At 30.5% G+C, this 17,157-nt stretch carries 17 protein-coding genes, 1 tRNA gene and 1 pseudogene; 12 read left to right on the top strand and 7 right to left on the bottom strand.

Annotated elements, in window-relative coordinates; all coding sequences use genetic code 11:
* Window positions 1-183 precede the first annotated feature (183 nt).
* On the bottom strand, window positions 184-1,809 hold the full coding sequence (gene pruA, locus ACY2RX_RS03790; protein ID WP_490102633.1) for an L-glutamate gamma-semialdehyde dehydrogenase: 1,626 nt from the start codon (window positions 1,807-1,809) through the stop codon (window positions 184-186).
* 145 nt (window positions 1,810-1,954) lie between these two features.
* Here pruA and ACY2RX_RS03785 point away from each other — a divergent pair, with 145 nt between their 5' ends.
* Window positions 1,955-2,665 (top strand): NRDE family protein, encoded by a 711-nt coding sequence (locus ACY2RX_RS03785; RefSeq protein WP_490102632.1) that lies wholly within the window; start codon window positions 1,955-1,957, stop codon window positions 2,663-2,665.
* Here the strand turns inward: ACY2RX_RS03785 and ACY2RX_RS03780 are convergent.
* The 4 genes and pseudogenes from ACY2RX_RS03780 to ACY2RX_RS03765 all read right to left on the bottom strand — a co-directional run bounded on the left by ACY2RX_RS03780 (window position 2,643) and on the right by ACY2RX_RS03765 (window position 5,417).
* Window positions 2,643-3,281, bottom strand: a complete 639-nt coding sequence (locus tag ACY2RX_RS03780; protein ID WP_490102631.1) for a hypothetical protein — start codon at window positions 3,279-3,281, stop codon at window positions 2,643-2,645. The two genes, ACY2RX_RS03785 and ACY2RX_RS03780, sit on opposite strands and share 23 nt — an antisense overlap.
* A gap of 186 nt (window positions 3,282-3,467) precedes the next feature.
* Window positions 3,468-3,614, bottom strand: a pseudogene (locus ACY2RX_RS03775) (DUF3667 domain-containing protein); the annotation flags it as partial.
* Between the two features lie 149 nt (window positions 3,615-3,763).
* Window positions 3,764-4,150 carry a Co2+/Mg2+ efflux protein ApaG gene (gene apaG, locus ACY2RX_RS03770; protein WP_490102630.1) on the bottom strand — a complete coding sequence of 129 codons (387 nt, stop codon included), beginning with the start codon at window positions 4,148-4,150 and terminating at the stop codon, window positions 3,764-3,766.
* A gap of 49 nt (window positions 4,151-4,199) precedes the next feature.
* Window positions 4,200-5,417, bottom strand: coding sequence for a type IX secretion system plug protein (locus ACY2RX_RS03765; RefSeq protein ID WP_490102629.1), 1,218 nt, complete (start codon window positions 5,415-5,417; stop codon window positions 4,200-4,202).
* 206 nt (window positions 5,418-5,623) lie between these two features.
* Here ACY2RX_RS03765 and ACY2RX_RS03760 point away from each other — a divergent pair, with 206 nt between their 5' ends.
* From ACY2RX_RS03760 to ACY2RX_RS03710, 11 genes are all read left to right on the top strand, one after another.
* The gene (locus tag ACY2RX_RS03760) at window positions 5,624-6,973 is read left to right on the top strand and encodes a Na(+)-translocating NADH-quinone reductase subunit A (RefSeq protein WP_490102628.1); all 1,350 of its coding nucleotides are present in this window, start codon (window positions 5,624-5,626) and stop codon (window positions 6,971-6,973) included.
* Between the two features lie 4 nt (window positions 6,974-6,977).
* The gene (locus tag ACY2RX_RS03755; RefSeq protein ID WP_490102627.1) at window positions 6,978-8,177 is read left to right on the top strand and encodes an NADH:ubiquinone reductase (Na(+)-transporting) subunit B; all 1,200 of its coding nucleotides are present in this window, start codon (window positions 6,978-6,980) and stop codon (window positions 8,175-8,177) included.
* Between the two features lie 2 nt (window positions 8,178-8,179).
* On the top strand, window positions 8,180-8,926 hold the full coding sequence (locus tag ACY2RX_RS03750; protein WP_490102626.1) for a Na(+)-translocating NADH-quinone reductase subunit C: 747 nt from the start codon (window positions 8,180-8,182) through the stop codon (window positions 8,924-8,926).
* 3 nt (window positions 8,927-8,929) lie between these two features.
* Entirely contained in the window at window positions 8,930-9,577 is a 648-nt protein-coding gene (locus ACY2RX_RS03745) for an NADH:ubiquinone reductase (Na(+)-transporting) subunit D (RefSeq protein WP_490102625.1), read from the top strand.
* A 74-nt stretch (window positions 9,578-9,651) separates the two neighbouring features.
* The gene (gene nqrE, locus ACY2RX_RS03740; protein ID WP_490102624.1) at window positions 9,652-10,383 is read left to right on the top strand and encodes an NADH:ubiquinone reductase (Na(+)-transporting) subunit E; all 732 of its coding nucleotides are present in this window, start codon (window positions 9,652-9,654) and stop codon (window positions 10,381-10,383) included.
* A gap of 4 nt (window positions 10,384-10,387) precedes the next feature.
* Window positions 10,388-11,701, top strand: a complete 1,314-nt coding sequence (gene nqrF / locus ACY2RX_RS03735) for an NADH:ubiquinone reductase (Na(+)-transporting) subunit F (RefSeq protein ID WP_490102623.1) — start codon at window positions 10,388-10,390, stop codon at window positions 11,699-11,701.
* Between the two features lie 475 nt (window positions 11,702-12,176).
* On the top strand, window positions 12,177-12,974 hold the full coding sequence (locus ACY2RX_RS03730; RefSeq protein ID WP_490102622.1) for an alpha/beta hydrolase: 798 nt from the start codon (window positions 12,177-12,179) through the stop codon (window positions 12,972-12,974).
* Window positions 12,975-13,026: 52 nt separating this feature from the next.
* Complete coding sequence (locus tag ACY2RX_RS03725; RefSeq protein WP_490102621.1) at window positions 13,027-13,476, top strand: retropepsin-like aspartic protease; 450 nt, start codon at window positions 13,027-13,029, stop codon at window positions 13,474-13,476.
* Window positions 13,477-13,496: 20 nt separating this feature from the next.
* On the top strand, window positions 13,497-13,946 hold the full coding sequence (locus tag ACY2RX_RS03720; protein ID WP_490102620.1) for a GatB/YqeY domain-containing protein: 450 nt from the start codon (window positions 13,497-13,499) through the stop codon (window positions 13,944-13,946).
* A 48-nt stretch (window positions 13,947-13,994) separates the two neighbouring features.
* Window positions 13,995-14,068: transfer RNA gene (locus ACY2RX_RS03715), tRNA-Arg, on the top strand.
* Window positions 14,069-14,318: 250 nt separating this feature from the next.
* Window positions 14,319-14,735 (top strand): CBS domain-containing protein, encoded by a 417-nt coding sequence (locus ACY2RX_RS03710; RefSeq protein ID WP_490102619.1) that lies wholly within the window; start codon window positions 14,319-14,321, stop codon window positions 14,733-14,735.
* A 32-nt stretch (window positions 14,736-14,767) separates the two neighbouring features.
* Here the strand turns inward: ACY2RX_RS03710 and ACY2RX_RS03705 are convergent, their stop codons facing one another.
* Together ACY2RX_RS03705 and rpe are read right to left on the bottom strand one after the other, a co-directional pair.
* Window positions 14,768-16,126 (bottom strand): exonuclease domain-containing protein, encoded by a 1,359-nt coding sequence (locus ACY2RX_RS03705; RefSeq protein WP_490102914.1) that lies wholly within the window; start codon window positions 16,124-16,126, stop codon window positions 14,768-14,770.
* A gap of 1 nt (window position 16,127) precedes the next feature.
* The gene (gene rpe, locus ACY2RX_RS03700) at window positions 16,128-16,784 is read right to left on the bottom strand and encodes a ribulose-phosphate 3-epimerase (protein ID WP_490102618.1); all 657 of its coding nucleotides are present in this window, start codon (window positions 16,782-16,784) and stop codon (window positions 16,128-16,130) included.
* Window positions 16,785-17,157: the final 373 nt, after the last annotated feature.

Genomic DNA, 17,157 nt, shown 5'->3' with positions numbered 1-17,157 from the left:
TTATTATAGTTACACAAACGTGATAAAAAAGAGGCTGTCTGAAAAGTAAATTTCGCTGTCATTTCGACTGTAATGGAGAAATCTAATGCATTGATTGTCAATAATAAAGATTCTTCAACAAGCTCAGAATGACATAAATTTCAACTTTTCAGACAGCCTCTGATTTTTTAATAAATTTTAAAGTTACCCTAAAAACGGATATTTATAATCTTGTGGTGTTACAAAGGTTTCTTTAATCAATCTAACAGATGTCCAACGTAATAAATTTTGTGCAGAACCTGCTTTGTCATTTGTGCCAGATGCTCTTGCGCCACCAAAAGGTTGTTGACCAACAACGGCTCCAGTTGGTTTGTCGTTAATATAAAAGTTTCCTGCGGCGTTTTCTAAAGCTTTAGAAGCTTTTTCAACAATATATCTGTCAGTTGAGAAAATTGCTCCAGTTAATGCATATTCAGTAGATTCGTCAACTAATTTTAAGGAAGCTTTCCATTCTGAATCTTCATAAATATAAATAGTTATTACAGGACCAAACAACTCTGTAGTCATAGTTGCATAGGTTGGTGATTTTGCTAAAATTACAGTGGGTTCAATAAAATATCCAACAGATTTATCGTGATTACCACCAATAATAATTTCTGCATCCGAATCCGCTTTAGCGGCATCAATATAACTTGCAATTTTATCGAAAGAACCTTCATGAATTACTGCATTTACAAAGTTACTTGGGTCTTCTGGAGAACCCATTTTTAATTCTGATAGTTGTGCAACTAAATGTTTTTTAACATCTGCCCAAATAGATTTTGGAATATAAGCACGCGAAGCCGCAGAACATTTTTGCCCTTGGTATTCAAACGCTCCTCTAGTAATTGCGGTTGCAACTTGTAACGGATTTGCAGAATTGTGTGCCCAAATAAAATCTTTTCCACCCGTTTCTCCAACAATTCTTGGGTAGGTTTTATAGTTGTGAATGTTGTTTCCTATTTGTTTCCAAAGGTCTTTAAAAACGTGTGTAGAACCTGTAAAGTGTAATCCAGAAAAATCTGGAGATGCTAAGACTGTATCAGAAATCATTACAGGATCGCCGTAAACTACATTTATAACACCATCAGGCAAACCTGCTTCTTTAAATAAATCTACAATTACTTGTGCAGAATAGGCTTGATGATCAGAGGGTTTCCAAACTACAACATTACCCATTAAAGCTGCTGCTGCAGGTAAATTTGCGGCAATAGAAGTAAAATTAAATGGAGAGATTGCGTACACAAAACCTTCTAAAGGCCTGTACTCAACGCGGTTCCAGATTCCTGGAGCAGAAGATGGTTGGTCTTTAAAAATATCGGTCATATATTCTACATTAAAACGGAAGAAATCAATCATTTCACAAGCGGCATCAATTTCTGCCTGATGTACATTTTTAGATTGCGCAATCATTGTTGCGGCATTCATTTTTGCTCTGTAAGGTCCTGCTAATAATTCTGCAGCTTTTAAAAAGATAGAAGCACGTTCTGTCCAAGAAACAGAAGACCAAGCTTCTCTTGCTGCCAAAGCTGTTGCAATTGCTTCATCTACGTGGCTTTTATCTGCTGTGTGATATTGCCCAACCACGTGTTTATGATTGTGAGGTGGCGTAATATTTCTGGTATTTCCTGTTCTTATTGCTGAGCCATTAATATGCATTGGCACATCAATATTGCTATTAAACATGGTTTTGTACATTGCTAGTAATTCTTCTCTTTCTGGTGAACCAGGAGCATAGCCTTTTACAGGTTCGTTTACCGCTTTTGGAACATTAAAAAATCCTCTTGCCATTTTGTATGTTTTTTAAAATTTATCGACTAATTTTGAAGTTCAAAGTTACAATTTTTGTTTCAATAAATTTAGTGGAATTTTTACCACTTTTTTTATGACAAATTCAATAAAAATTAGAAATTTTCTTAAATAATTAAAAATATATATGTGTACTGTTACTTATCTTCCGTTAGGAAAAAATAATTTTATTTTGACTTCTAATAGAGATGAAACTCCTTTCAGAAAAACTTTGCATCCGCAGAAATATATAGAAAAGGGTGTTGAGTTAACGTATCCAAAAGATGAATTAGCTGGCGGAACTTGGATTGGCGTAAGCGAAAAAAACAGATTGGTTTGTCTCTTAAATGGCGGATTTACAAAACACCAACGTAACCAATATTACCGATTAAGTAGAGGTGTTATTGTAAAACAAATTTTAATTTCTGATAATGCAGTTGCATTTATCAATAATTATGATTTTACTGATATTGAGCCGTTTACAATTGTATTGGTAGATTGGAATCATCAATTAAAAACCTATGAATTGGTTTGGGACGGAAAAGAAAAACATTTTCATCTACTAAAACAAGAACCAAAAATTTGGTCGTCTTCAACTTTATATACAGATAAAATGAAACAAATACGAAAAGTTTGGTTTGCAGATTGGTTGAAAGGTAAAAATGAGTTTTATCAAACAGAAATAATAGCTTTTCATAAAAATGAAGAATTAGGAACTCTAGAAACTTCTGTAAAAATGAAACGCTCTTTTGTAGAAACGGTAAGTATTACATCAATAAAAAAAACTTCTGAAGAAGTTGATATTAAATATATAGATTTTGTAAAAGATAACGTTTTTAATACAGCGCAAATGCTATAAATGATATTGCTAGGGTTCCAAAAGATGCTAAAATTAAATAAACAAAATTTGCCAATAAAAATTTAAAGAATGTTTTAAAGAATTTTTGTGCATAAAACTTTTTCATAGCTATAAATAAGTAGATTAGAAAAAGCAATAGAAATAGTGGAATAATATATTCTGCATTTTTAAAAAAACCTATAATGTAGAAGATTGAAAACAATAAGAAAAATACAGTTTGTACATGAAAAACAAAGACTAAATGTTCTACATAAGTAAATTTTCTACGCACATAAATTAATTTTAAAAATAGCGTAAAAAGAGGCAATAAAACAAATAATGCTACAGAAGAATAAGATAACATTTGTTTGTAATAATTTTGACTTGTTTCTTTGTCTGAAATCATCTTGTTTATAAACGATGCTCTAGAATACCAAAACCGATTTCTAAATGTTTTTTCAACTCCTAAGCTATCTAATGCTTTATCTGTAGATAAAGAAGGGTGTTTTTTTTGAAAAAGCATATACTTTCCCATTTCTTCAGAGTCTCCAAAACCTAAATTAAGTCGGTTTTTATTTTTGTTGATTAATGAATCTTTTTTTTCTGCTTGTAAAGAATCTTTTTTTCTTTGTGCCAATTCTATTTGTTCATAAACTTGTTCTTGTAAAGAATCTAAATCTATTTGGTTATTGTTGGTTTGTATTCGGTTTTCATTAATAGAAAAGTTAGTATTTTTTATTTTGTTAGCAGTATTTTTTCCGCTTCGTAAATCTTGAAACTTAGAAATACTACTGCTAACACCAACAATTAAAAAAAACAGAATAGATACGGTTAAATAAAATCGAAACGGATTAGAATAGCGTTGTCTTTTTCCTTCAACAAAATCTTTAGAAACCTTACCTGGTTTAATTAAAAGCGGAATAATAGTTGTCCAAAATTTGGCGTCCCAAGAAACAAAACCATTAAAAATTTCGTGAATAAAACTTTTAAAGGTTATTTTATTGCCTTTATTGGCTTGTCCACAATCTGGGCAAAATTTTTCTTGTCCACTAAAAGGATGTCCACAATTTAAACATTCTGAATCTTTAACTTTGGCTAGTTTGTTTTTTTTAGATTTTGTTAGTTTGATAACGTTTGTGTTGTTAGTTGAAAAGTTGGTATGATTACTTTAAACTGTTCAAAGGTTTCTAGATTTATCATTGTGTAAAACCCTTTCATAGCACCCATATTAGATTCTAAAAAACAACCAGAACTATAGGTATAGGTGTCATTTGGTTTTAAAACTGGGGTTTGCCCAACAACGCCTTCTCCACTTACAATTTCAGTTTTATTAAGAGAGTCATAAATTTTCCAAAATCGGTCTGTAAGTTTTACAGTTTCAGAAGATTTATTTTCTATCGTAACAACATAGGCAAAAATATAATACAATCTATAATTTCTATAACTTGTACCATTGTATTTCGTTTTTACCGAAATTTTTATGCCTTTTGTAATTTGTTGAAACATATTGAGTAAATGTAGTTTTTTTACCTAAAAGGTGCAAATGATTTTTTTCTTATCTATTTTGATTAAAAAAACCTGTACCAACACCAATAACACGTTCATAAAAACTACCAAAAGGTTTGTAGTAAACAATTACTGTGTATTCGTTTTCGGTTTCATAAAAAGAGCCATTAATTTCGTTTGCGTTCACAAAACCATCAGAATTTACTGTGGCAAACGTATAATTGTAAAAACCTTGTTTTAATAAAATGGATGCTTTGTACATTTTATCTTCTGCATCATAAATCATTTGGTTTTCTTTGTTGATAGAAAAATTATTAAAAGCTCCGTAAACATATACTTTTTTATTTTTAAAAGGTTTTTCTGCTAAAAGAGAAAAGTGCATCATTGCGTAATCTGCTTCAGTTTTGGCGTCATTTGCTTCTAGGGTTCTAATTAAAAACTGTCCATTAATATCAGGATTATACTTATATTCTTTATAAGTATTGTAAGTAAAAGGATATAAAAAATGATGAAAAACAGCTCTTTTTTCAACCTTAACTACATTTAAACTGTTGTTTCTAATAATTTTATTATCAAAATTTAAATATTCATTTCCTCCCCAAAAGTTGGTTTTGTTGGTATAAGTATATAAAAGTTGATTGGGTTTAAAAAAAGTAGGTTGTAAATTGGTTATTTTCTCATTCCAATTATTGTTTTTTAAAAGCACAACTTTTATTTCTTGAGCTGGATTATTTATCCTAATTTTAGGATGATTTACAGAAAACTGAACAGTTTGTTGGGTGTTTAAAGTTTTCGTATTTCTGCTTCTTTCAACATTTACATCAACAATGGTCGATTTTTCATACAAAACAAAACGCCTTGTAAATACAACTTCATAGTCATCATTTAAAACGGATAACAAATAATTTCCGCTTTTAGTAATTATCGTGTTTCTGTTAGGAATTTTAACAGCATAGTGTGTATAACTCTGTAATGTGTTAAAAGAATTGGTAACATCTATAATGGTATTTTGATCAAAACCATCTATATATTGACTCGAAGATAATCTGCTAGATTGCCAATCAGATGTCATATGTTCTATTTTATATTGGTAGTCTTTACTATCAGCATCTAAATCATCAAAAGATAATTCTAAGACTGTTCCTAAAGGTACAATTGCAGAAAAGCTATTTTCTTGAAGTGGTTTTAATTGTATAGATTTTATCTGCTGCGCATTTGCAAATCCTACAAGTAGGATACAAAAATAAATAATAACTTGTTTTATCATTTTGCTAAAATATCAATCATTTATAAAAGAATAACAAAAGTTAAGCCAAAAAGAAAGCGAAAGCGTTTTTATGAAAATACTTTATTTAGAATAATTATAAATAATAATTTTTAACAAAGATATCAGTTGTTTTATGTTAAAAATAATGCTTAAAATCAGTATTTTTGCGTGATTTTTTAAAAGATAACTAACAATTCCAATTTACTATGTCAAAAGACATTCGTATTAAAAAAGGCTTAGATATTAAGCTGGTTGGCGAAGCAGAAAAAACAACTACAAGTATTTCTTTAAGTAAGTTTTATGCAGTAAAGCCAGAAGATTTTCACGGAATTATACCTAAACTTATTGCAAAAGAAGGCGCAGAAGTAAAAGCAGGTGAAGCACTTTTTCATTCAAAAAGTGATGAACGCATTTTATTTCCAAGCCCTGTTTCTGGTAAAGTTGTAGCGGTAATTCGTGGAGCAAGAAGAAAAGTATTAGCAATGAAAATTGCTGCAGATACAAAACAAACTTATGCTGATTTTGGTAAAAAAGATGCCGCAAAAATGTCAGGTGAAGAAGTGAAAAATCACTTGTTTACTTCTGGTTGCTGGCCTTTTATAAAACAACGTCCTTACGATGTTGTTGCTAGCCCAAATCAGGCACCAAAAGCTATATTTATTTCTGGCTATGCAAGTGCGCCTTTAGCGGCAGATTTAGAGTATACTTTAGCGGGTAAAGAAACTGAGTTACAAACAGCAGTTACCGCAATTTCTAAACTTACTGAGGGTAAAGTTCATATTTCTGTAGGAGCAAATTCAAATTCTCCTTTAGCAAATTTATCAGGTGTAGAAATTCATAAGGTTTCAGGGCCACATCCTTCAGGAAATGTTGGTACTCAAATTGCAAATATTGATCCTATTAATAAAGGAGAAGTTGTTTGGGTGGTTACTCCGCAAGATTTGGTAGTTATAGGTGAATTATTCTTAACAGGGAAATTCAACTTAGAAAGAATCATTGCTTTAACAGGTGCTAAATTTAGTAAACCACAATATGTAACTGCAATTGCAGGAGCAACAATTAAAGATGTAACTACAAATAACTTAAATGACAATAACACAAGAATTATTAGTGGTAATGTTTTAAGTGGAAAACAAGTAAAAGAAGACGGTTTCTTAGGATATTATGATAACCAAATTACTGCAATTCCTGAAGGTGATGATTATGAATTATTGGGTTGGACTATGCCTGTTTTTAATAAAATATCAACATCAAGAGCATTAACGTTTTCTTGGTTAAATCCGAAGAAAAAATACGATTTAAACACCAATACAAATGGTGAACATAGAGCATTTGTAGTTACAGGTGCTTACGAAGATGTTTTTCCTTTAGATATTTATCCAATGCAATTGTTAAAAGCATTTATGTATAAAGATTTAGACGAAATGGAAGCTTTAGGAGGTTACGAAGTAGCTCCAGAAGATTTTGCACTCACAGAATTTATTTGTGTATCTAAACAACCTCATCAAAAAATTATTAGAGAAGGTTTAGATTTAATGAGAGAAGAATTAGGATAAGATTATGGGCTTAAAACAAAATTTACATAATTTAAAAGAAAAATATAAAGGGACAAAAATGGCACCTGCATTTAATGCAATCCATACCTTTTTATATTTACCGAACGAAGTTACTCACGGAGGAACTCATATAAAAGCAGCAGACGATTTAAAGCGTACTATGAATACAGTAATTTTAGCTTTAATTCCTTGTTTAATTTTCGGAATGTTTAATGCAGGTTATCAACATTATGCAGCAATAGATGCTACTTTAAGAACAGATGTTTTAGCAAACTTTTTTACGTTTGATAATCTTTGGATTGGTATCATAAAAGTATTACCACTAGTAATTGTTTCTTATGCTGTTGGTTTAGGAGTAGAATTTATTTTTGCGGTTATCAAAGGTCATGAAGTAGAAGAAGGTTACTTAGTAACGGGTATGTTAGTGCCATTAATTGTTCCTGTAGACACTCCATTATGGATGTTAGCAGTTGCAGTCATTTTTGGTGTAGTAATAGGTAAAGAAGTATTTGGAGGTACAGGAATGAATATCTTAAATCCGGCTTTAACCATTAGAGCATTCTTGTTTTTTGCCTATCCTACTTGGATGTCTGGAGATAAAGTTTGGGTGTATGATGCTGTAGAAAGAGCAGGAACCCCAGATGCCATTTCTGGGGAAACCATTTTAGGAAGTTATGCGCAAAACCAAGATGTAATCTATTCTACTTGGGATAAGTTTATGGGATTCATTCCAGGTTCTGTAGGAGAAACATCAACTTTATTAATTCTTTTAGGAGCTGCATTTTTAATTTTTACAAAAATTGGAAGTTGGAGAATTATTGTGTCTACATTCTTAGGAGCTGCAGTAATGGGCTTTATTTTTAATCAAGTAGTTGCTGCAGATATTATTACAGAATCTAGCAAGTTTTACGGATTAATGAACACAGTTTGGTGGGAACACTTAATGATTGGTGGTTTAGCATTTGGAGCTGTGTATATGGCAACTGACCCAGTAACGGCGTCACAAACCAATAAAGGAAAATGGATTTACGGTTTTTTAATCGGGTTTATCTCAATAATGATTCGTGTGTTTAATCCTGCATATCCAGAAGGCGTATTTTTAGCAATCTTATTAATGAATGTTTTTGCGCCAACAATAGACCACTATGTAGTGCAAGCAAATGTAAAAAAGAGATTAAAACGTACTAAAGTTAAAACTGCCTAATTATGAGTAAGAGAACAGATAGTAATGTATATACAATAATATTTACCGTAATTATGGTAGTTGTTGTAGGATCGATATTAGCTTTTTTAGCATCGTCTTTAAAACCAAATATTGATGAAAATAAAAGAATAGAAAAGCAACAAAACATCTTGTATGCAATGGGTGTTAATGAAAACGATGATTCTAGTGCAAACTTTGTTTCTACAGATGTTGCTGGTACAGAATTTACAAAATATATTAAAAAGCAAATTGTTATTCAAGGCGATAAAATTACTGAAGATGACAAAGCCTATTTAATAGATGTAAAAAAAGAACAAGCCTCTGCTAAAGCAGGAAACCAAAGAAGATTACCTTTATTTATTGGAGAAAAAGATGGGAAAATATTTTATGTAGCACCCATTAGAGGTAAAGGTCTTTGGGATGCCATTTGGGGGTATGTAGCTATGGATGAAAATATGGTTGTACAAGGAGCCTATTTTGATCATAAAGGAGAAACACCAGGTTTGGGAGCAAATATTAAACAACGTTTTTTTATGGATGATTTTATGGGAGAACACTTAATCAATTCATCAGGAGATTTTAAAGGAATTACCGTAAAGAAAGGTAATAACGATCCTAAAAACGAAGAAAAAACAGATTTTGAAGTAGATGCAATTGCGGGTGCAACCATTACAGGTGATGGAGTTTCTGCAATGATTAAATCTGATTTAGCATTGTACGCACCTTATTTTAAATCATTAAAAAAATAATTTATGGCACTTTTATCAAAAAAAGACGCAGCATTAATTAAAGATCCATTATTTGATAATAATCCAATTACAATACAAGTATTAGGTATTTGTTCTGCTTTAGCAATTACAGCAGAATTAAAAGCCTCTATTGTAATGGCAATATCTGTAATGTTTGTTTTAGGATTAGGAAACGTGGTTATCTCTTTAATGAGAAACATAATTCCATCAAAAATCAGAATTATTGTGCAATTAATTGTAGTTGCAACTTTAGTAATTATAGTAGATTTAGTTTTAAAAGCTTTTGCTTACGAACTCAGTAAAACACTATCCGTTTTTGTAGGATTGATTATTACAAACTGTATCATTATGGGACGTTTTGAAGCTTTTGCTTTAGGTAACGGACCTTGGCGTTCTTTCTTAGACGGAATAGGAAACTCAATTGGTTATGGAGTTATTTTAATCATTGTAGGTTTCTTTAGAGAGCTTTTAGGTTCCGGTACCTTATTAGGTTTTAAAGTGTTAGGAGACCCAATAGAAAAAACAGGATTGTATGCAATTGGTTATGAAAATAACGGATTTATGTTATTATCGCCAATGGCATTAATAGTGGTTGGAATCATTATTTGGATTCAAAGAACAAAAAATAAAACATTAATAGAAGAACATTAAATTTAGGTTTTAGGAGATAGTTGTTAGCAATAAGTACTAACCACTAAAAACTAATTACTAAAAACTATAATAATATGGAACATATAGAATTATTTTTCAAATCGATATTTATAGATAATATGGTTTTTGCCACGTTCTTAGGAATGTGTTCTTACCTTGCTGTATCTAAAAAAGTATCAACAGCTGTTGGTTTAGGAGCTGCTGTAATTTTTGTATTAGCAGTTACTGTGCCTTTAAACTGGTTGTTAGATCAATACATATTAAAAGAAGGCGCATTAGTTTGGTTAGGTCCAGAATATGCAGCATACGACTTAAGTTTCTTGTCATTTATTATGTTTATTGCAACCATTGCAACAATGGTACAATTGGTAGAAATTATTGTTGAAAAATTTTCACCTTCATTATACAATTCATTAGGTATTTTCTTACCATTAATTGCAGTAAACTGTGCAATTTTAGGTGGTAGTTTATTTATGCAATCGCGCGAAATCCCTTCTTTAGGATTAGCTTTAACGTATGGTGTTGGTTCAGGAATCGGGTGGTTTTTAGCAATTTTAGCAATTGCTGCAATTCGTGAAAAAATTAGATATTCTTCAGTGCCACCAGCATTAAGAGGATTGGGAATTACTTTTATTATTACTGGTTTAATGGCAATTGGTTTTATGAGTTTTGGAGGAATGTTAACAGGTGGTGATGAAAAGAAAGAAGAAACTCCTAAAGTAGAAGCTAAGGTAGAAGAAGTAAAAAAGGAAGTTAAAAAAGAGGCTAAAGAAATTGTAGCCGAAAACACAAATATAAACCAATAGTAAAATGATATTAGCAGCAGGTACAACAGGTACTATAATTGCAACAGTAGCAGCATTTTTAGTTTTAACGCTCATATTAGTAGCACTATTATTATTCGTAAAACAAAAATTATCTCCTTCTGGTCCAGTTACAATTACTATCAATGGAGAAAAGAAAATAGAGGTAGGTTCTGGTAGTACACTTTTAACAACTTTAGGAAACGAAAAAATATTTTTACCATCAGCTTGTGGTGGTGGTGGTTCTTGTGTTCAATGTGAATGTCACGTTAATTCTGGTGGAGGTGAAGCTTTGCCAACAGAAATACCACATTTTACTAAGAAAGAATTAAAATCAGGAATTCGTTTAGCTTGTCAAGTTAAGGTGAAACAAGATATGGACATTTCTATTCCAGAAGAAATTTTCGGAATTAAAAAATGGGAAGCAACTGTAGTTTCTAATTATAATGTAGCAACATTTATTAAAGAATTTGTGGTTGAAATTCCTGAAGATATGGATTACAAAGCAGGTGGTTATATTCAAATTGAAATTCCTGAATGTGAAGTAAAATATGCAGATATGGATGTTACAGCACATCCTGAAGATCATCCAGGAGAACCTGATAAGTTTAAAGCAGATTGGGAAAAATTTGGTTTATGGCCTTTGGTGATGAAAAACACTGAGTCTGTAGAAAGAGCTTATTCTATGGCTTCTTACCCAGCAGAAGGAAGAAAAATAATGTTAAATGTACGTGTTGCAACACCTCCTTTTGATAGAGCTAAAGGTGGATGGATGGATGTAAATCCTGGTGTAGCATCTTCATATATTTTTAACCTAAAAGTAGGTGATAAGTGTACAATTTCTGGACCTTATGGAGAGTTCTTTATCAATGATTCTGAAGCTGAAATGTTATATGTTGGTGGTGGTGCTGGTATGGCGCCAATGCGTTCTCATATTTATCACTTATTCAGAACTTTAAAAACGGGTAGAAAAGTAACTTATTGGTATGGAGGTCGTTCTAAAGCAGAATTATTTTACATTCATTACTTTAGAGCTTTAGAAAAAGATTTTCCAAACTTTAAATTCTTTATTGCGTTGTCAGACCCAACAGAGGCCGATAATTGGAAAATTAAAAAAGATGTAGATGATACAGAAGGAGATGGTTTTGTTGGTTTTATTCATCAAGTTGTAATAGACCAATATTTGTCTAAACATGAAGCGCCAGAAGATTTAGAATTATATTTCTGCGGTCCACCGTTAATGAACAATGCTGTTCAAAAAATGGGAGAAGATTTTGGTTTAGATGATGAAAATATTCGTTTTGACGATTTTGGAGGATAAGCAAAACATCATTCTGAATTTGTTTTAGAATCTTTTTAAAATTTATTTAAAAACCGATACAGAAACATGTCGGTTTTTTTTGTGTTACTAAATTTAGTATTTAGATATAAAAAAAATAGTTTAAGAACATTTCTTTTTTACTTACATTTTTATTACTTATTTTTATAAATAATAACCCCTAAGCTAATGACAGAGTGTCCAGTTTGCCAGAAAGAAAAAAAAGAAAAATTAACTATTTATAGTTTTTTACCTTTTGTTGGCTATAAAAAATGTTTTAATTGTAGGAAAAAGTATTTATGGATAAAAGTCCTCAATAAAAACTATTTTTTAAAAAATGAGTCACTTTTAAAATGATAAACCATTAACTTTTTTATTGTTTAAAACAGCTGTTAAGTTCTTTTTAAACAATTATACAAAATCAGGTAGTTTTTTTATTCCTTAAATTTCAGTAGTTTAGTAAAACTAAAATCATTTAATGAACTGGACTTTCTATCTTATTCTTTTTGCTTGTGTAGTTACAATTGTCAGTTTAATTTTCTATTTTTTTCAAGAGAAATTTATATTTATTAATTGGAAAAAATTAGACAGAAATTATCAATATAAATTCTCTAATAAATTTGAAGAAGTTTTTATAAAAACTGAAGATGATAAAGAAATTAATGCTCTTCATTTTAAGTTGCCAAACCCTAAAGGAGTAATATTGTTTTGCCACGGCAACAAAGGAAATTTAACACGTTGGGGAAAAAGAGTTTCTTATTTTTTAAAGTATAATTACGAAGTTTTAGTTTTCGATTATAGAAATTACGGTAAAAGCACAGGGAGTTTTAATGAAAAATTAATGTACAAAGACGCTTTGTTGGTTTATAATCATTTAAAAAATAATTATAAAGAAGAAAATATTGTTGTCTACGGTTTTTCTTTAGGAACAACTTTTGCTACAAAAATCGCCTCTCTAAACAAACCCAAAGAACTTATTTTAGAAGCTCCATTTTTCAATCTAAAAAAAGCGCTACAATGTTATTCTAAATTCGCACCAACTTTTTTGTTAAGATATCAATTTAGAACAGATAAAGATATTGCTAAAGTAACAGCACCCATCACAGTTTTTCACGGAAATAAAGATAAAACTACCTCTTTTTTACAATCTAAAGAGTTGATAAAACTTAATAAATCATCTAAAGATAACTTTGTAGAAATAGATGGAGGAACACATCATAATCTTAGAGAATTCGCTCTTTATAAAGAAAAGTTAAAAGAAATTTTAGAACGATAGTATTCTTTAAATTTTATAAATCGTATTTTTGATTTTTAGAAAGAATTATAGAATGAAGCGTTTAGAAAAGATTTTAAAGAAGAAGAAATACATTAAAATTAAGTTAAAGAAAATTACTACCAATCATTTAGAATTAAAAGCAAAAATAAATGATATAAAAGGTAGATTTATACTAGATACAGGAGCTTCAAATTCTTGTGTGGGGTTAGATTTAATAGCACATTTTAAGTTAGATGCGCAAGAAAGTGAAACCAAAGCAGCAGGTGCAGGTGCTACAGATATGGAAACTCAACAATCTCAAAATAATACGCTAAAAATTGGTAATTGGAAAACCAACAAATGCCATTTAGTATTGTTTAATTTATCGCACGTAAATACAGCTTTAAAGCAACACAATGCCAAAGAAGTTCACGGCATTATTGGTGCAGATATTTTACAAAAAGGAAAAGCATTTATAGACTACAATAAAAATGTTTTGTATTTAAAAAAGCCAAAGAAATAATTAATTTAAAAGATAAAAGTATGAGTTTGCAAAAACAAGTAATGGATAAAATGAAAGAAGCTATGAAAGCCAAAGATACAGTTGCTTTACAAGCTTTAAGAGCCGTAAAATCTGCATTTTTATTAGCAAAAACAGAAACAGGATCTCAAGAAGAATTAACCCAAGAACAAGAGCTTAAAATAATTCAGAAACAAGTAAAACAAAGAAAAGACAGTGCCGCTATTTTTTTAAAACAAAATAGAGAAGATTTAGCCGCTCCTGAGTTAGCAGAAATTGCTGTTTTAGAACAATTCTTGCCAGAAGCAATGTCTGAAGATGAAATAGAAGCAGTTGTTGTAGAAACCATAAAAAGTGTAGGTGCTTTAGGTATGAAAGATATGGGAAAAGTGATGGGAATTGTTTCTAAAAAATTATCTGGTAAAGCAGATGGCAAAACCATATCTACTTTTGTAAAAAAGAATTTAATGTAGTTTTTGTTATTCTGAACTCATTTCAGAATAACAAAATTTTATATATAAGGCTCCATAGTTCAACTGAATAGAATATCAGATTTCGGCTCTGAGGGTTGCAGGTTTGAATCCTGCTGGAGTCACGAATTAAAAGAACCATAAAATTTAAAAAATAAACAAGTTTATTTTTTAAATTTTATGGTTCTTTTTTCAAAACGGAGTTTTGTCAGGATCATCTTTAATAATCCTGCTAGAATCACGAATTAAAGCCAAGAACTATTAAATTATAATTCTTGGCTTTTTTATTTAGAATAATTTTGTTTTACTGATAAAAATCATCTTTTACAAGTATTATTTTTTAGAAATTTGAGATAAGAAGTAAAAGCTGAAATTATGAGAAAAGAGACACCAATATCAGCAATAATGACACAAGATGTTATTACTTTAAGTGCAGAAGATACTTTAGAAAAGGCTGAAAAATTATTTAAAAAAAACAAAATTAGACACATACCTGTTGTACAAAACAAAGAGGTTTTAGGAATGTTAAGTTATTCTGATATTCTTAGAATTAGTTTTGCAGATGTTAGTGATGATGAGCGAAACGTAGATGCATTTGTGTACGATATGTTTTCTATAAGACAAGTTATGGCTAAAAATATTTTTATGGTGCCTCCTTATGCCACAGTTAAAGAAGTGGCAACAATGTTAACAAAAAAAGAGTTTCACGCTTTACCAGTGGTAGAAGATGGTGAGTTGGTAGGTATAGTTACCACAACAGACCTAATTAACTTTCTGGTAGCGCAACTATAGAATTTTTATTGGTTGGTTAGAAAAAAAGAGGCTTAAAAAAGAGCCTCTTTTTTCTTTAAATAAGAACTAATAATTCGTTGAATATCTCTATTGTCTTTTTTTGGATTTACAAAAAACTGATAATCTTTTGGGTTTTCTAATTGTTCAGATTGATGAATATCTACATAACCAAAACCTTGATAAATTCCGTCTAAAATGAGCGCAAAACCAACTTCGTTTTCTGTTCTTCCTGTTTCTTTAATAACTAAATTCTCTGCACCAATTTCTATTGATTTTATAGCTTTTTTTACACGTTTATTATAACTTTCTACAGATTCTTTATCACAACAAATGCCTTTACATTCTTTAATTTGATAATGAAAACAGGTAGAAACATTGGTTTGTAAATGACAATATTTTGGGCATAATTCAAATGCTGCACACAAGTTTTCTAGTTGATTTCGAGCCTCAGAAACATTGTAATATTTAGTTAAAGGATTTGGAACTAATTTTGATCGATTATATGCCAAATGTATAATTCCTTTTTGGTCTTCGTAAGAAAATAAACCAACAGCCTCCTTGGCTCTTCTTTGCGCTCTATTATATTTAGGATAAATATGTTTTATTTCTGATGATTCTAATAGTAACGGCAATAATTCACTACCAGTTATTGTAAAAGAAATATCTGAAGTTTCTAAACACATTGTTTGCTCTTTCTTCTTTTTATCGTAAAAATGACTGATAACTCGTTGTTTAATATTGTTGGCTTTACCCACATAAATAACTTCTTTGGCTAAGTTTTTAAAGTAATAAACACCAAAAGTTTCGGGTAGATTATCTACAACACTTTTGTCTAAAAGAGGAGGTAAAGTGGCTTGTCTAGAACGCGGATTTAAAAACGAATTGATAATAAAATGATTATCTCTTTCAATAATTCTTCGAAACAATTCTGTGGTTGCTTCTGCATCTCCTTTGGCTCTGTGTCTTCCGTTTATAGGTATATTTTCAAAAGTACAAATATTGCCTAAGCTGTAAGAATTTAATCCAGGAATAATTTTTCTTGATAATCTTACTGTGCAAAGTTTTTTGCGTTTAAAATCGAATCCTAAATTTTTAAATTCTTCTTGAATAATATTGTAATCGAAATTTACATTATGCGCTACAAAAATGGTGTCTTTAGTAATTTCTTCAACCTTTTTTGCAATTTCATAGAATTTTGGAGCATTTCTTACCATTGCATTTGTAATGCCTGTAAGGTTGGTAATAAATGGCGGAATGTTTTGTTCTGGATTTACTAAAGTTGTAAACTCATCAATCACTTTTTTTCCATCAAAAACAAAAATGGATATTTCGATTATTTTAGAACCTTTATATCCATTTCCTGTAGTTTCTATGTCGATTACGGTGTACAATTTACCCAACAATATTCTTTAAATCTGCAATGGTTTCTGTAGGGTTTTCTGCTCCAAAAACATAACTGCCTGCAACCAATACATTTGCTCCGGCTTCTATTAATGTATTGGCATTTTTATTGGTTACACCACCATCAATTTCTATTTGGCAATCTGATTTCGAAAACTCGATTAAGTGTTTTAATTGACTTACTTTTTTGTAGGTATTTTCAATAAACGATTGTCCGCCAAAACCAGGGTTTACACTCATTAAACAAACCAAATCTAAATCTGCAATTACATCTTCTAAAACAGCAATTGGTGTATGCGGATTTAAGGCAACACCAGCTTTCATTCCTGCAGATTTTATGGCTTGTATTGTTCTGTGTAAATGTGTGCAAGTTTCGTAATGTACAGTTAAAACATCTGCGCCTAAATCTGCAAAAGTTGTGATGTATCTATCTGGATCTACAATCATTAAATGTACATCAATTGTTTTTTTAGCGTGTTTAGAAATCGCTTTTAAAACAGGCATTCCAAAAGAAATATTGGGTACAAAAACGCCATCCATAATATCTATATGAAACCAATCTGCTTCGCTATTGTTTACCATTTCTATATCGCGTTGTAAGTTGGCAAAATCTGCTGCTAAAATTGAAGGTGCAATTAAATTATTCATTAGTTTGTTGTTGTGTTTTTGCAAAGGTAATTGAATTTAAAAAATTTGACCACATAGAAACATAGAAAACATAGTTTAGTTTTGCATTGGATAAAACACAGATGCTCATAAGTAGGTTTAGCCGTGATTGAAATGGCATCCTTTTTTCTTGTTTTAAGTTAGCGTCATTACGAATGAGGAACGAATGAAGTAATCTGCTGAAGAAATGAGATTGCCACATAAAGCAGAAAAAGCTTTATTCGCAATGACAGAAAGAAAAAAGATATAATGGAAAGCGCGAAATAGCTTCCAATAAAAAACTCCCGAAAATGAGTTCGAGAGTTTTTTAATTTTTATTTACAATTTTAAGTATTAGCTAGATACCTAAAGCAAT

The sequence above is a fragment of the Polaribacter sp. 2405UD43-2 genome, assembly GCF_058147125.1.
The sequence above is the reverse complement of the archived record's forward strand: the minus strand, read 5'-3'. Positions and strand labels throughout refer to the sequence as shown.